The following is a 13,855-nucleotide window of genomic DNA, read 5'->3' on the forward strand; positions in this document are numbered from 1 at the left end:
AGCCTACCGTATCTCGTAGGTAATTGTCACATTTGATGTGATGGTATTTTCACCAGCCGGAATCTCCGGAACAGGGGCACTAGCCTGTGCGCCCGCCATATCTAACCCCATTGCTTTTCCGTAATAGATCGGGTAATTTCCTGATTCGGAAAAGCTCACGATGCGCACGAGGCTCACGCCAAGTTGTTTTGCAAGAACCTTTGCTTGTGCTTGCGCGTCATCTATCGCCTTTCCTCGCGCATCATTTTTTGCGACATCTTCCTTATCGATTGAGAATGTGAGCCCGCTTATATCAGACACTCCTGTTTCGCCGAGTTTGGAAAGTATTTTCCCTGCATCGGCAATTTTGCGTATCTTGATGGAAACATTCTGAGAGACTTGGTATCCCGTGAGAATCTGCTTCCCCGGTGGACATCCCCACTCTGTACACGGAACGCCGATTTTCGAATATTCATAACGAGGAGAAATATTGTATCCCGTTGTTTTAATATCTTTCTCTTCAACACCAAAACCGCGAACAGCCGCGATTGCCGCATTCATCTTTTTTGTAGCATTTTCTTGGACATCAGAAACAACGGTTCCTTCGGTGATGACCGAGAAAGAAACTGTCGCAATATCGGGAATAACCATTATTTCCCCTTTTCCAGAAACAGATATGGTAGTTTGGGGCGAAATATCCTTTCCAATAAGACCGTAGCCCTTGATTTCCCCAAGTGTTTTCATGGCCAAAAACAATGCCAGAACTACGCCAACCGCAACGAGGGTCATCACAAGCTTTTTTTTCTGATCTAAAAGTTCTCCGTTCATGTTTTTATAATTACACTAATAAATAATTTAGGTTATTCAAACTTAAGTTCAACAATATCTCCATCCTTCATGTGATAGTTTTCAAATTCCAGATTTTCCTTGCCATTCACCGACATGGTTACGTTCCCTTCCGTGCCCGCCCCGTACCCCAACAAAGAATCTTTTGAAAAATCTTTTCCCCATGCGTCAAAGAATTTTTTAAGCGTCGTGTCTTGTTCGGTCACACGCCCCTCGAATTCCAAGTGAATGACGCCGTCAGGGTCGTGAGTGTGGATCGGGTTGTGCACTGCTCCCGAGAGGCCTATCCCCGCGGGAATGGGTACTGCTTCCCCCTTTATGATTATATTCAAATGCGGGTGCCGGTGTATTCCAGAACGTGAAATAACTTCATTCCCTGACGCGCTCTCGGTCGTTCCTGATTGAACATATACCCATATAATTCCTCCCAAGATAGCAAAAGTGGCGAGCGAAGGGACGATAACATTCATCGTTTTTTTAAAATCTTTTCGACGAATTTGCTCTTCTCGTTTAGATACTGTTGGTCTGTCATTTAACATTGCATCATCTTAACATGGCGCAATAATTCGTCCACACCGCATAAAATTTTCTAGGATAAACAACGAGAGAAGTACTTGCTTTACCCATAGTAAAAGCCGTTCTTGGACTTACTTTCTTACAAGTACGTCATGGTAATAATTCTTTACCGTTACCCTTCTTTATTCAAAATATTTTCTACTTGCTTGATGATATTATCAAGACTGAAATCTGATTTAACAATGTATCCCTTAACACCAAGCTCAACGCTTTCGCTAATCTTTTCGACATCCATAAGTTGTGAACCAACGATCACGGGAATTTGAGGAGTTATATTAAACAACTTCATTTTTTTTAAAAACTCGATTCCTCCCACTTTGGGCATCATCATGTCAAGAATAATAAGGTCGGGTCGTTCCTGTTTCACTTTTTCGAGCCCTTCTTCACCATCGTGCGCTACGGTAACCTCATGCTTAACACCCCCCTTCGTCAATCCATCCTTGAGGATCTTTGAGAAAATTTTGTCATCGTCTATGATAAGTATTTTTTTTGCCATAATTTCTTGCAAATGCACTGGGTAGCTAAACCATGAGCACCCATGCACTTTTTTACGATTAATCTGCCCTGTAGAGCACGTGCACGAATGGCACATGCGTTGGGGGAGCGAAATGTCCCGCTTGATGTATTATACCTCGAATCTCTACAATAACATCATTTTCTCATCTATTGTGAAAAATATGGATGGATGAGATGCATATTACTCAGAGTTTTATAGTAAAATAAAACGTACTTCCGATTTCCTCTTCCGAAGCAACACCAACTATTCCGCCATGCGCTTCAATGATACCTTTTACAATAACGAGTCCCAATCCTGTACCCTTTGGCTTATCTGCCCTGTTGCCGGTGCCAAATTGCTCGAATTTGTTAAAAAGTTTATTTAGGTTTTGCTTCGAGATCCCCTCCCCGGTGTCTGTTATGGCGACAACAAGCGCGTCTTCATAATCATCGGGCAATTTAGTTTCCTCGCTTTTAAACCATACGATTCCTGATTCCTTCGCCTCATGTTCAACTTGCTGCCCCTTTCGGTGCACAAATAATTGTACAAACACTTTACCTCCCGGGCGAGAAAATTTTATGGCGTTTGAAATAAAATTTCCCAATACTTGAGAAATACGTAACGGGTCAAGTAAAACCTCGCCCGGTATGTCTTTCCCAAAAACTCCTCCCAACTCTATTTTAGCACTCTGCGATGTAGAGTCAAAAAGCTTCATACTGTCTTCGGTAATTGTCTTAATGCTTGCTTTCTTCTTACTTATTTCAAATTTTCCTGCTTCTAGTTTTGCTATATCCAAGAGGTCGTTCACAATATTAAGCATATCCGCGGAGCTCTGGTAAAACATCTGTACATATTCGTCGTATAAAATCTTGTCCTGTCGAACAGATTCCCCTTTCATAATTTCTCCTATTTTTTTCATATTTCCCAAAGGTGATCTCAACTCATGGACAATCATGGAAGTAAATTGGTCGCGCATTTTTTCTACCTGACGTTCTTTGGTCACATTATGAAAGATCACAACCCCTGCAACCGTTTCACCTTGAATGCCCCCTTGGTTTGTTTTCACGGGAGCAACAATAACTTGATAAAAACCACCACCAATCTCCACTTCGTCGGCTGAATATATTTTTCCAAGTGCAATACTTTCTTCAAGTTTCCCCCTGATGTCAAATTTTCCCTCTAGATGATCTATGAAGTCGAAGATTGTTATGTCGTTTTTGTCAGGAAGCCCTATCATGGTCTTTGCCGCAGGGTTCACCACCGCGACACGATAGTCCTTATCGGTCATTACGATGCCATCGCTCATACTCTCCACCATGGCGTTTAATTTCCCTTCCTCTGTTTTAACAACTTCTTCAAGTTTGGTAACAGCACGTGACGCTTGGCCAACAATCTTATAAAGAATTGTCATTTCCTCTTCTTGGTACAATCCAGGCTTTGTGTGAGCAACGGTGAGAACCCCTACGACATTGCCACCAATGACCAGTGGTATGTTGAAAAATGACCGTACGGGTTCGCTTGTTTCTCCCGTAATTGCACCTGTCATAGATTCATCAATGGGTATGGTGTCAAGCTTTTTATCGATGAGCGCAGAAAGAGAATCTCGCATCCGCATTTTAATGTCATCAATAAATGCGCGGGAAACAGGAGCTTGGAGATCAGCCTTAAACACAATCTTGCCAGGCTCAAGAAGCATGTAGGAAACGATACTATAATCAATGAGTTGATTGAGTGAGCCAGTAATTACATCAACAATCTTTTGAACGTTGAGTGAATAGCCTATGCGATCGCCAACCTCCTTGAGAACAGAGATCTCATACATGCGACGCTTAAGTTCGATCTCACTTGCAATGATTTCCCGAGTAAGTTTCTTGCTTTTCCAATAAGAATAAGCCCCCACTAGGATTACAAACCCTCCGACAATTATGACTAGAGCGTTTTGCATTGAGTCGTTCGTACAAAAAGTTTCTTATGTAATCCTTTCCACTTGAGGATATCTCGAAAAAATTGACCCGAGAGCGTTTTTAACAATTTGACCTGAAAGTTTTACGTACTCATCAACCAAATCCTGCAGAGCTTTTCGTGAATCTTCCTTAATGTCAGTCACACGACCGTCATCACTAACCACAATCGAGAGTACGTTGCGTGCTTTAAGAATAGAGATTTGGGGACCTAAAATAACCGATTGCTTTTGTATAATCTCGGTCATGAGTGATTTATAGAGTTCTTTTTCGTTCATAGTGTTGTTTCTAGGTGAAATAAATACCCTATCTCAATTATTTTTGCTGAGCAACTCGCGATAATTTGTCGGCAGCGAGAGCCATGGTAATATACCCAAGAATAAACAAGATATTATTCGCAGTTCTTACAAATTCTCCAGTTCCAAAAACATCAAGCGATATAACCACGGAACTTCCTAAAATAAAAATCATCCCGACAGCGAAGTAACCGAGTACGGTTCCAAAAACTCCCCCTTTCATAGATCGTGCATTCACAAACACCATAACACTCGCCGTAATAGCAATAATGATGCCACTCCACAAAGAAAGTCTGGGAGCCAGGTCATTCACTAATGAATCTATGTAACCATTTTGCATTGCAAAAAGTAATACGGGGGTAAAAAAAAGTGTGATGATTAATAAAATTTTCTTCATGATTGTATTCTACTCTATATTATTAATCTATGTTACTACATAGGAGCGCACAGAGCGCCAAATCAGAAATCAAAGATATTGATGCTGGTATTGTATCAACAAAGAAGACAAAGAAGAAATGTTTTTATCCACACTACAGTAGCTTCTCGTCAATTTCTTCAGTAAAGAACATGATAATATAAAGAACGCATTTATTTAGCTCCGAGTATCTTTCTTGTTTCCGCCTTGTATTCCTCGACATTCGGCTGGTCAAACGCATTTACACCGAGCAAGTGGGCAAGATACATGGTTTCGAGCATCTTCCATTGAACAAACGCGCCAAGGGTTTTTGCGGATACTTCGGAAAATATGACTTCCGTAAACGGTAGTGCACGATTTTTATATGCCACAAGAACGCCCCCATAAATCGCATTGGTTATTTCTGTAAAATTTTTTCCTGCAATTCTGTGCGAAAGGTCAGAAAAAATTGGTGTTGGTGAAACTTTTGCGTTATTGCTCCCATGCTCTCTGTTTACAAATGTCGTGAATATGTCTTTCGGTCCGCCAAGATATAGTTGTGCGACAGAATGAAGGTCGTTTGATCCTATGGAAACAATCGGCATAATACCAATGTGTATAATGTCACCACTTCCAGAAATCTTCTCTTTTCCAAGACTCTCCCCCGCAAGCTGGCGATACCATTTACCCAATGATTCAAGCTCCGGACCAAATAAAAAATTATTGTGTATAGAAATTCCTGATTGGTAATGATGATAAAGCACCGAAGCGGAAATTATCGCCACGTTCTCCGCTATGTTATCTTCGAGACAAATCTCGCGCATCAATGAAGCGCCCTCACGGAACGCATGTGTATCAATCCCCACAAGCGAAAGCGAGAAAATTCCTGCAGCACTTACAACAGAATATCTTCCGCCAACAATTTTGGGGATTGAGATACAAGTAAACCCCTCTTTCTCCCCCACTGCCCACAAGGTTGAACCCTCGTCAGTGGTTACCACAATACGATCTTTAACATCCCCAAAACGTTCCTTGAGAAATACATGGATGATTTCGAAATTTGCTATTGTTTCGGTGGTCATGCCTGATTTGCTCACCATGTGTATCAAAACCTCTTCCTTTCCTTGCACACCACGAATACATTCTTGGATCACATTAATTGTCCCTGAATCATTGGTGTCGGCAAAAATTATTTTGGGATATCGACGAGGATTAAGAGCGTCATAGCTTCCCATGAGTGCATCATATATTGCCTGCGTGCCCAGACTGGAACCCCCGATTCCGATATGAACAACGTACTTAAGCGAAGGTGTTTTAAATGTTCTAGCGATTTCATCTATTTTGCTATGCATTACCTCGTCAACAGGAAGATTGATTGACGACTCGAGCGCATCATAACCCCCAGTATCCGCAATTATGCGAAGTTTCTCTCGATAACCCTTGAGTGACCCAATCACCACCAAAAGGTCATTTAAAGGGACACCGCATGTTTCTTTGTAATTAAATTTAACAGTCTCCATGTTCTTAATAAACTACTCTTTATTGCTGTGGAGATGATGCTGGTTTGATAGTGCTGTTATCCTTATCTTTTTTTATTATGAACCACGCAATGAGAAATGCAATGAGATAGATCATGGAACCATAAAAGCAGGGAGTAAGAAACGGGTTGTCTGTCGGTATGCCTGAGCATGTCACCTTCACGTCGACGGCACTCGTATAATACTTAAAAAGTGAGAACCCGAAATTAACCCACCCAAACGCCGTACCCGCGAGCAGAATGAGCCAGAGTCTTTGCTGTTTGACCGCTCGCGAAGAAAAAAGTTTATCGCGTAGAACATATATTGCCCAGACAAACGCAACTAGAAAAACAATCGCTCCATAGAAACAGGGTGTGATTACGGGGTTTGGATACACGCAGTCTTTGATTTTAAACAGCGTTCCTTCGGTGTTATAGAAGCGAGTAAAATCAGCGTACACCGTGTACCACGAAAACAGCACGCCTCCGAGGAGGACAAGTACTTGGGTGATGTATAGTTTCTTGATCATTAGATTAATTTTTATGGAATATAATACTTCCCGAGACTAAATTCTTCTCTTGAGATTACCATGATTCACCACTCGTATCCATAGCCCTTCGTGATTTTCGTATCTTGTTTACAAAACTGGATGTTAAGTTTCATTGATTTATTTTATCCGCAACCAAAAAGCGGTGTACAATTATTTTGATATGTCCTTCCTGGTTCAATAGGCACGCGCAATTGAAAAATATTTTCAAACACCCCTTCAGAATAATGCGCATTTGGTTCTATTGTTTTGAAATCAGGACTAAGTTTGAAAAACTTAATCTTGTAATTAAGGAAGCACGCTTTGTCTATATCAAAATTACCATCTTTTGCTCCAATGGTATCGCGACTTACTGCGGGTTGCACCACTTCCTTGATTGACGCGTAGTCAACAACACCTATGATGTTGACCCCGAAGCGGTACAACGGCGCCCATGTGAATGAAATGTTTTCATTTATAAGCCCTGTATCTACTGGATTTACGGTCATCGGCGGCCATGTATTTTCAATTGTTTTGGGGATACCAATCTTTCCTAGTGGGATTTCAATATCGCGATAACGCAAGAAAGCATTGACTGTTTGAATTTCAGGAATCGTGCAATTTTGGTCTTTTATCGCCATGCCTCCCTGTGGCAGGGCGTCAGTAATAAAAAGTACGTCTTCCCCACCTGGTAGTGCAATATTATCGATTGCGTGTTTCCCCTCTCCCCACGGCAGAGTGTTTGATTGAACCCCTGTGTTTGAATACGTATCACCTCTTTGTTCAAGTAACTGCTTTGCTTTTTCTGCTTCATTGATCGCTGAAAGACCTTGCTCCATCGGAGTTTCACCCCCATTGTTTGGTTTTGAGAATGAAGAAAACATCGCCCCGCTCGCAAGCGCAATAATTGCAAGTGTGATGAGAAGTCCAATGAGTCCAAATGCTTTTTTGTGATTATGCATATTTTTATTAATTCCTCATTACTGTATCACCATAAGAATCGCCCCCGCGGCGATCAAGAAAGCTCCAATGGATGATTTCCACGTGAACTGCTCGCCGAGAAAAAGAAGTGCGAGAGCGAGCACAAACACGACACTCAAACGATCGAGTGCCGCAACGCCCGAAGCCGGACCATTTTTCAGCGCGGAGAAATAAAACAGCCATGAGAGTGCGCCGGCAATCCCCGACAACGCAATGAATGTGAATGCTTTTCCTCCAAGTTGTGTGTGGAAATCAAGTTTTCCCAAAGCAAGAGAGGTTATTACTAAAAACGCCGCCATAATAATAGACCGCAATGTTGTGGCAAACGTCGCATCAATTCCCTTAAGCCCGATTTTTCCGAAAATCGCGACGAGTGCAGCAAAGAATGCGGAGAGAAGTGCGTAAATAATCCAGGTAGTCATGATTATAAAGATTGAGTAATAAAAAAAACAAATAATTGCTTTCTACGGACCTGATGTTAATAAAAGGTCTTTAAACAGGGTATAAGATGGTTTTTTTGTGAAATTATATTGTACGAGACCAAAATTCCATCCAATTGACTTGAGGTTTCGAAGTGAAAACCAGAATAATCCTCCGATGGTGTTTCTTTCTTCAAACATTTTTTGTATAAGCGAGTCTCGAATACTATCATCAGATGTTCCATATTCATTAAACCAAATCTCCTTTCCGACATCATTATTCGTCGAAGCAATCCCTTGAAGTTCACTCGCGACAGAAGCAAACCGTCCCCCTCTTCCGTAAGGATGAAAAGCAAGTACATCAAAACATTTCTGCGCTCCATACCCATAAAGGCTCGTCAAAAAATCTTTATACGGCATCCCCTCGGGTGAAAGTCCCCCCAAAACTACAACCGCAGAACTATCAATGGCACGAATATTTGAATTTCCTATGGCAAGCAACCCAACATATTCAATCAAAAATTGACGAGGGTCCTGTCCTTGTGAAAGCCATCCGTAGCCGGGAAGATTGGGCTCATTGAAAATTTCCCAATACTGTATACCATAACTCTGCCAACCTTCAGCCTGCGCAAATGTTCCCCCCTGTTTATAGCGCTCCGCAACTGCACCGGAAAACTTTGCAAATTGGGTGCGGGCAATATCCCATGTAGTGATATATTTGGGTATATAATTTATAACTCCAAGAATCGAAATACCTCGGCGATTCATTTCTTTTACAAAGATATCGTATGCGGTCCAATCGTATGTACCATCAGATCGTTCGATTTCACTCCAATAAAATTCAGCGCGTACCCATTTCACACCCAAATCACTCAAGAGATCAAAATATTGCTGTGAATATGAAGGAACAATACTTAGACCAAAGACATTTTTCTGAATAGGCGTTTTTGTCAATGCGCACTGCCTCACATATTGAGCAATAGGACTATCGGGAACTGCGCTTACGGTGGGCGGGGTATAGATAATTCCAATGGATTGTGACGTCGTGTTTCCCGCCCCATCATGCACCGCAAGAATAATGGTGTTCGATCCAATTACAAGCGTTATATTTTCAATAGTCCAATTGCTCATTCCAACAGCAACTCCGCTTGAGGATCCGTGTAGCCATGTTATCGAGGTAACGCCAGAGCTCGACTGCCCCGCAATTTGAGGATCGTGCGCACTACCCTGAATTGAAATTATTTGGCTTGACGTTGCACTCGAAAGAGCTGTAGTTACTGTAATCACGGGAGAAGTAACGTCGGGAAGTAGTGTTTGTTGCTCTGAAGTTGGTGTGCTTAGCGTCGTAGTATCACTGGGTAGCTCAACCGAAGATTGTGTCGTTTCATTTAAAGTATTTGTGGTTGATGCGACACCAACCACAACAGTAGGATTCATGGGAATAGGGTCGACAGAAGTGGTGATTTGAGTAGAACTAGAAGCTGGGGGATATGTTCCCTCGGATGCAACTGGTTGTGTGATAAGAGCAACATTCTGTTTCATTACTATAATTCCATTTAATTTTGCAAGGGTTTTGGGACCGACGGTTCCTACGGGATCGAGATCATTCTTTCTCTGAAATCTCTGAACCGCCCGAAAAGTAGCGGAACCAAAATATCCGGTAATAAGACCCTCGGGATAAAGTGTCGGATCTTTTGCAAGAATCTCCTGAATAACTCTGACATCGTTCCCGCTCATACCGATTCCAAGCTGACGCATAAGTATCGCCACGTTAATGTCAACGGTTCCCAAAACTTCGCTGCCAGTGAATTGAGATTGTCGAACTACTTCGATTTTTTCTTTGAGTGCTTCCACTTGGGCAGTGAGTGTTTGGACAATCTTGAGGAGTGCCTCAATATCTGCTATCGATGTCGGAGCAACAACATTTTTTTGTTGTGCAAAAATTAATTGTGGAAAAAGAAACAAAGTCAATATGTTAAGTAATAATATGAATATGGTTGATAGTGTGATCTTTTTCATATAAAAATTACCGCTAGTTAATTGTAGAATCTGTTCTGTTTTTTTTATGAAGTAAGAAAAATAATACTGTTGCGACTAACGCCCCGAGCGTATCCGCAAGCATATCTTTTTGCGCATCCCAAACATCACCTTGGCTTCCGAGATACGCAAGCCCTGCTTCAGGATTCGTGCTGATTGCAAATATCCATTCAATGAGTTCGTACCCCGCGGCAACGGTCGCGATCACAAATACTGGATAGGTGAAAAGTATGAAGCGGGTATTTACAAGTCCCTTAACCCAGAGCCATTCCGCGACAGCATATGCATAAAACCCCACCGAAAAATGCGCGATACGGTCAAAGTGGTTGCGTTCAAATCCAAACGTGTCAGTAACCCAATCAAAAGGAACTTTTGCGAATGTGTAATGCCCGCCAATGGTATGGAGAAAAATGAGCACGCTCATAAGCGCGTATGCGGTGTTGGAAAATCGGATTCCCCGCCAGTACAAAATACCGAGCACGCCGACAATGATCCACACGGTCGCATTTTCAACCCACCACGTGGGTCTATCTAAAACATTAAATGCTAATGTAATAAAAAGAATTAGATATGTTACTAGCAAAACAAAAGGAAATGTGTGGCTTGTGCGCTCCATATGTATATTGTACCACCTTCTTGTTATTTTTTTTCCACAAAAAGAACGGGAGGATATTCAGCTGCAAAAATAGTAAAATTAACCCTCCCCACAATCTGGCCACGCGCGGTCACAACATCAACACGCCATTCCCCGCGAAATACACCGTCCTTAAACGAATACCCGCGATACCCCTCATCTCTCCCGCCAGTAATGGGAAAAGGAATATCGTTTTGTATTATCCACTTCTTCTTTATTTCGTCAAAGTATTGCCAGCGGTGAAAAATTTGCGTGTTTAAATCTGTCGGCGCAAATACGGAACTGTACACATATATCCGTTCGTTGGGGACACGATGGATTGTGGTATTCCACGCTTCTAAAATTTTCAGTTGGGACTTTTCTCTGTAAACAAGATACCCGCCTCCTTCCCCCTTCTTAATGTTGTGATATACGCCTATATCTTTAAGTGAAAGCGGAATGGGGGGGATTATATTCGCAAAATATAGTATGTTGATAAAGATAAAAATACCGCCAATACTTTTAAAAAGCGCGGTCTTCGATTCTGTTGCGCGAATAGAAGTAATGCGAAAAAGCCCATATATCAAGATTGCAATCAACAAAAGACTTATCCCTCCGCTTAGAAGAAATACTTGCACGCCCATGGTGCTAGTAAGTATGGGGATGAAAAAGATGACAAACGAAAACAATGCCGCGTAAAAAACACTTATCTGGAAAACAAGTTTTTGATACTGTGTTCGGAAAAATTCATTCCCTATGAGAAGCGCGAGAATGAGGATGAGGAACAAAAGACTCCCGGTAAGCGATCCGCTTAGGGAATAAAAAACGAAGTAGCCGCTAAACAGGGCGCCAAAAGAAAATTGTATAAGAAGTGGAAACAGGGGTGCAATATTTTGAAACCACCGTGAAGATACCCGCCCACTTTTATACAGTTGCGCAAATGCAATTCCTCCACCAGCGATTATTAAATAAGAAAAAAGCACAAGATTCCCTAAAAGAAGGTCTGCGTTCCTTAAGGTGATGTTATCAACGATAAATCCGGTTAAAAGCGCGAGAGCGGAAAGATACCGCTCGTATTGTTGATAGAAAATTTTTGTTTTTTCAAAAAATGATGTCATGTCGTCAACAGTATTGATTGTCCACGTTATCAGGTAATTTAGCCAAGAGAAAATTAACGCTGGGTGTTGTTTACAAATAAAATCAAAGATTCTGAGAACTCACCTTTTATATCCCCGAAGTATTTATAATATAAATAAAGTCATCTTCCTTTCCGGGCGTTATTGCTTGAAAGAAAAAATTCATCCTGTTATTCATTCCAGTATCTTGGACATAATGCTCTTTCGCATAATGCAGATGCTCTTTTGTAAACAGTTCCTCCCCTTTCATGCCGAAATAATTTTTAAGCTGAGACATCCTTTCAGCTAGTTCTTCGGAAGAAAATAAGTACATAAAGAGGTCTTCTTTTGCCTTTTCATATGTCACATCACCCAACATGGGTAATTCCTGTTTATAATCCTCTTCTCGATACAAAATCGCAGATGAATCAAACCCTTTAGCAAAATATTCTGCTATTGGATCTATTCGACCGAAATGCGGGAAATCTCTGACGACGTGACCTTTTTCATGGGCCTCGATTATCGACAACTGTTTAACTGTTGGTTTCTCGCTATTGGGCAATCTCCAATTTAAATCAACAGTGTTTTGCCCTGGTTCTTGACCAGAAAAAGTTATTTTGGTTATTTTTTCAACCTCATCTAACTTCGCATCAATATTCTTTTCAATTTCTTCTCGCGTGATAGGGATAAAAATACTCTTTTTTATCATCATTTTCCCGTTAGTATCTTTTACGGGTTTCGTTGTGATTTCATCAACCACAACCTCTGAAACAAGTCTCCCGGTAGCATCTCGAGCCTCATACGCATTCTGAAAAAGATTAATTAATTGTTTTTTTATGTTAGGATTCCGTAATCGTTCAATAAAAAGCACCGCGTCATTACCCTCATAATTTGCCATCAATTCAATATTATCGGGATTATCCTTACCCTCAATAGACACATCCAAAGATTCCATACCACAAAGCATATCAAAGTTTGAACTGATTTTACAGCCTAGATAAAAATTATTGATCTTTAACACTGAATGCCGTCACAAAGTATACCTGCCCCTTATTCACTCGCAATAGAAAGGGGTCCTCTGTTGAGAGGACCCTCTGTTGAACTTTCTATAGAGATAAAATTTGTATCTTCCCACCCGGAACAATCCGTTTTACTTGATGCCAGTCTTGCACCCAATTGAGAGATCGGTTATGAAAGAGGTAGAATCGATTTTTTGTTTTTACGGAAACGAGCTGATTAACCACAAATGGAACTTCCCCACGGCAATGTACAAAAAAAGTGACCGACCCTTCTATGCTACTCATTCCAAGAACTTTTACTCCTGGAGGTATCAGTCCTTGTGTAAGTCCGATTTCCATAACACCTAAAGAAAGTTGTTTGATTGAACTAACCCTTCCTTCGATAACTTCCGCGCCTTGCATTTTTGTGAAAAATGGCAAGGGAAACCAAAATATACTGGCGATTGCTGTGGTAAAAATATAAACACTAACCAGAATAAGGGCGACGTTTATCAGGTTCATTCATTAATCCTCCAATGTTGACAATCTATACTATACGTTACCCTATCACGTTCTTTTGTCAATAACCCGTAACCTTGAATTCAGGCGGCACGAATTAATTATGATTCCTGTTTTTTAATACTTGTTCCTTAATCTCGTTAATCTTTTTCCTGATCTGATTACAAAGATCCTCTTGGTGGAATTGGTAATACATTTTTTATTGGGGTGCTTATCGGGACGCTTCGCTATCTCACTCCTGGGAAACACCACAAGAGTACTTCTATTTCACTAACACCGAATACGGTGAAGTGAAATAGGTCGCCCGCGGTTTTCCCAATCCTTCCTCCACGGGGAAACAGATGTTTCCCCGACCCCCTTCCTGTTCGATTACCGATGTACAATACTCATAAAATAAAAATACCCCGCTGAGTATTTCTCATCGGGATATTTTTATTTCTAGGGTCAGGCACTGTCCGGTCTTATAACAGTGCTCGAGGATAAAGAGTATATGGTTACTTTACGCGAAAAAATGAATAACATCAAGAAAGTTGCCAAGTTTTACAACTACGACCTCCTCCTAGCCAAAAAGTAAAACGTTGT

General features: G+C 41.2%; 15 protein-coding genes. All 15 read right to left on the reverse strand.

The features are described 5' to 3' along the window. Positions 1-3: 3 nt before the first annotated feature. Positions 4-807 carry an SIMPL domain-containing protein gene (locus Q7S11_00200; GenBank protein MDO8572176.1) on the reverse strand — a complete coding sequence of 268 codons (804 nt, stop codon included), beginning with the start codon at positions 805-807 and terminating at the stop codon, positions 4-6. A gap of 32 nt (positions 808-839) precedes the next feature. Beyond that, a complete protein-coding gene (locus Q7S11_00205; GenBank protein ID MDO8572177.1) occupies positions 840-1,364 on the reverse strand; it encodes a hypothetical protein in 525 nt (174 codons plus the stop codon). A 149-nt stretch (positions 1,365-1,513) separates the two neighbouring features. After that, positions 1,514-1,897 carry a response regulator gene (locus Q7S11_00210; GenBank protein MDO8572178.1) on the reverse strand — a complete coding sequence of 128 codons (384 nt, stop codon included), beginning with the start codon at positions 1,895-1,897 and terminating at the stop codon, positions 1,514-1,516. A gap of 205 nt (positions 1,898-2,102) precedes the next feature. Next, complete coding sequence (locus Q7S11_00215) at positions 2,103-3,842, reverse strand: ATP-binding protein (GenBank protein MDO8572179.1); 1,740 nt, start codon at positions 3,840-3,842, stop codon at positions 2,103-2,105. 24 nt (positions 3,843-3,866) lie between these two features. Then, on the reverse strand, positions 3,867-4,136 hold the full coding sequence (locus tag Q7S11_00220) for a hypothetical protein (GenBank protein ID MDO8572180.1): 270 nt from the start codon (positions 4,134-4,136) through the stop codon (positions 3,867-3,869). A gap of 37 nt (positions 4,137-4,173) precedes the next feature. Then, the gene (locus Q7S11_00225; protein ID MDO8572181.1) at positions 4,174-4,551 is read right to left on the reverse strand and encodes a hypothetical protein; all 378 of its coding nucleotides are present in this window, start codon (positions 4,549-4,551) and stop codon (positions 4,174-4,176) included. Positions 4,552-4,742: 191 nt separating this feature from the next. After that, positions 4,743-6,068, reverse strand: a complete 1,326-nt coding sequence (locus tag Q7S11_00230; protein ID MDO8572182.1) for a hypothetical protein — start codon at positions 6,066-6,068, stop codon at positions 4,743-4,745. Positions 6,069-6,087: 19 nt separating this feature from the next. Continuing rightward, positions 6,088-6,594 carry a hypothetical protein gene (locus Q7S11_00235; GenBank protein ID MDO8572183.1) on the reverse strand — a complete coding sequence of 169 codons (507 nt, stop codon included), beginning with the start codon at positions 6,592-6,594 and terminating at the stop codon, positions 6,088-6,090. Positions 6,595-6,737: 143 nt separating this feature from the next. Further along, positions 6,738-7,553 carry a hypothetical protein gene (locus tag Q7S11_00240; GenBank protein MDO8572184.1) on the reverse strand — a complete coding sequence of 272 codons (816 nt, stop codon included), beginning with the start codon at positions 7,551-7,553 and terminating at the stop codon, positions 6,738-6,740. Between the two features lie 18 nt (positions 7,554-7,571). After that, positions 7,572-7,994, reverse strand: coding sequence for an EamA family transporter (locus tag Q7S11_00245; GenBank protein MDO8572185.1), 423 nt, complete (start codon positions 7,992-7,994; stop codon positions 7,572-7,574). Between the two features lie 42 nt (positions 7,995-8,036). Next, positions 8,037-10,010: a peptidoglycan-binding protein gene (locus Q7S11_00250; protein ID MDO8572186.1), complete on the reverse strand. Its 1,974-nt coding sequence runs from the start codon at positions 10,008-10,010 to the stop codon at positions 8,037-8,039. 13 nt (positions 10,011-10,023) lie between these two features. Beyond that, entirely contained in the window at positions 10,024-10,644 is a 621-nt protein-coding gene (locus Q7S11_00255) for a DUF2238 domain-containing protein (GenBank protein MDO8572187.1), read from the reverse strand. Positions 10,645-10,667: 23 nt separating this feature from the next. Beyond that, positions 10,668-11,759 carry a DUF2914 domain-containing protein gene (locus Q7S11_00260; GenBank protein ID MDO8572188.1) on the reverse strand — a complete coding sequence of 364 codons (1,092 nt, stop codon included), beginning with the start codon at positions 11,757-11,759 and terminating at the stop codon, positions 10,668-10,670. Between the two features lie 106 nt (positions 11,760-11,865). Next, positions 11,866-12,711 (reverse strand): hypothetical protein, encoded by an 846-nt coding sequence (locus Q7S11_00265; GenBank protein ID MDO8572189.1) that lies wholly within the window; start codon positions 12,709-12,711, stop codon positions 11,866-11,868. A gap of 151 nt (positions 12,712-12,862) precedes the next feature. After that, the gene (locus Q7S11_00270) at positions 12,863-13,276 is read right to left on the reverse strand and encodes a hypothetical protein (GenBank protein ID MDO8572190.1); all 414 of its coding nucleotides are present in this window, start codon (positions 13,274-13,276) and stop codon (positions 12,863-12,865) included. Between the last annotated feature and the right edge of the window lie 579 nt (positions 13,277-13,855).

Source organism: bacterium (assembly GCA_030648955.1).
In the GTDB taxonomy this organism is placed as follows: domain Bacteria; phylum Patescibacteriota; class Minisyncoccia; order Phycocordibacterales; family JAUSHB01; genus JAUSHB01.

Bases quoted from the DNA above. Each gene is read 5' to 3' on its own strand.
- Q7S11_00200 (MDO8572176.1), bottom strand. From the start codon at position 807: ATGAACGGAGAACTTTTAGATCAGAAAAAAAAGCTTGTGATGACCCTC.
- Q7S11_00205 (MDO8572177.1), bottom strand. From the start codon at position 1,364: ATGTTAAATGACAGACCAACAGTATCTAAACGAGAAGAGCAAATTCGT.
- Q7S11_00210 (MDO8572178.1), bottom strand. From the start codon at position 1,897: ATGGCAAAAAAAATACTTATCATAGACGATGACAAAATTTTCTCAAAG.
- Q7S11_00215 (MDO8572179.1), bottom strand. From the start codon at position 3,842: ATGCAAAACGCTCTAGTCATAATTGTCGGAGGGTTTGTAATCCTAGTG.
- Q7S11_00220 (MDO8572180.1), bottom strand. From the start codon at position 4,136: ATGAACGAAAAAGAACTCTATAAATCACTCATGACCGAGATTATACAA.
- Q7S11_00225 (MDO8572181.1), bottom strand. From the start codon at position 4,551: ATGAAGAAAATTTTATTAATCATCACACTTTTTTTTACCCCCGTATTA.
- Q7S11_00230 (MDO8572182.1), bottom strand. From the start codon at position 6,068: ATGGAGACTGTTAAATTTAATTACAAAGAAACATGCGGTGTCCCTTTA.
- Q7S11_00235 (MDO8572183.1), bottom strand. From the start codon at position 6,594: ATGATCAAGAAACTATACATCACCCAAGTACTTGTCCTCCTCGGAGGC.
- Q7S11_00240 (MDO8572184.1), bottom strand. From the start codon at position 7,553: ATGCATAATCACAAAAAAGCATTTGGACTCATTGGACTTCTCATCACA.
- Q7S11_00245 (MDO8572185.1), bottom strand. From the start codon at position 7,994: ATGACTACCTGGATTATTTACGCACTTCTCTCCGCATTCTTTGCTGCA.
- Q7S11_00250 (MDO8572186.1), bottom strand. From the start codon at position 10,010: ATGAAAAAGATCACACTATCAACCATATTCATATTATTACTTAACATA.
- Q7S11_00255 (MDO8572187.1), bottom strand. From the start codon at position 10,644: ATGGAGCGCACAAGCCACACATTTCCTTTTGTTTTGCTAGTAACATAT.
- Q7S11_00260 (MDO8572188.1), bottom strand. From the start codon at position 11,759: ATGACATCATTTTTTGAAAAAACAAAAATTTTCTATCAACAATACGAG.
- Q7S11_00265 (MDO8572189.1), bottom strand. From the start codon at position 12,711: ATGGAATCTTTGGATGTGTCTATTGAGGGTAAGGATAATCCCGATAAT.
- Q7S11_00270 (MDO8572190.1), bottom strand. From the start codon at position 13,276: ATGAACCTGATAAACGTCGCCCTTATTCTGGTTAGTGTTTATATTTTT.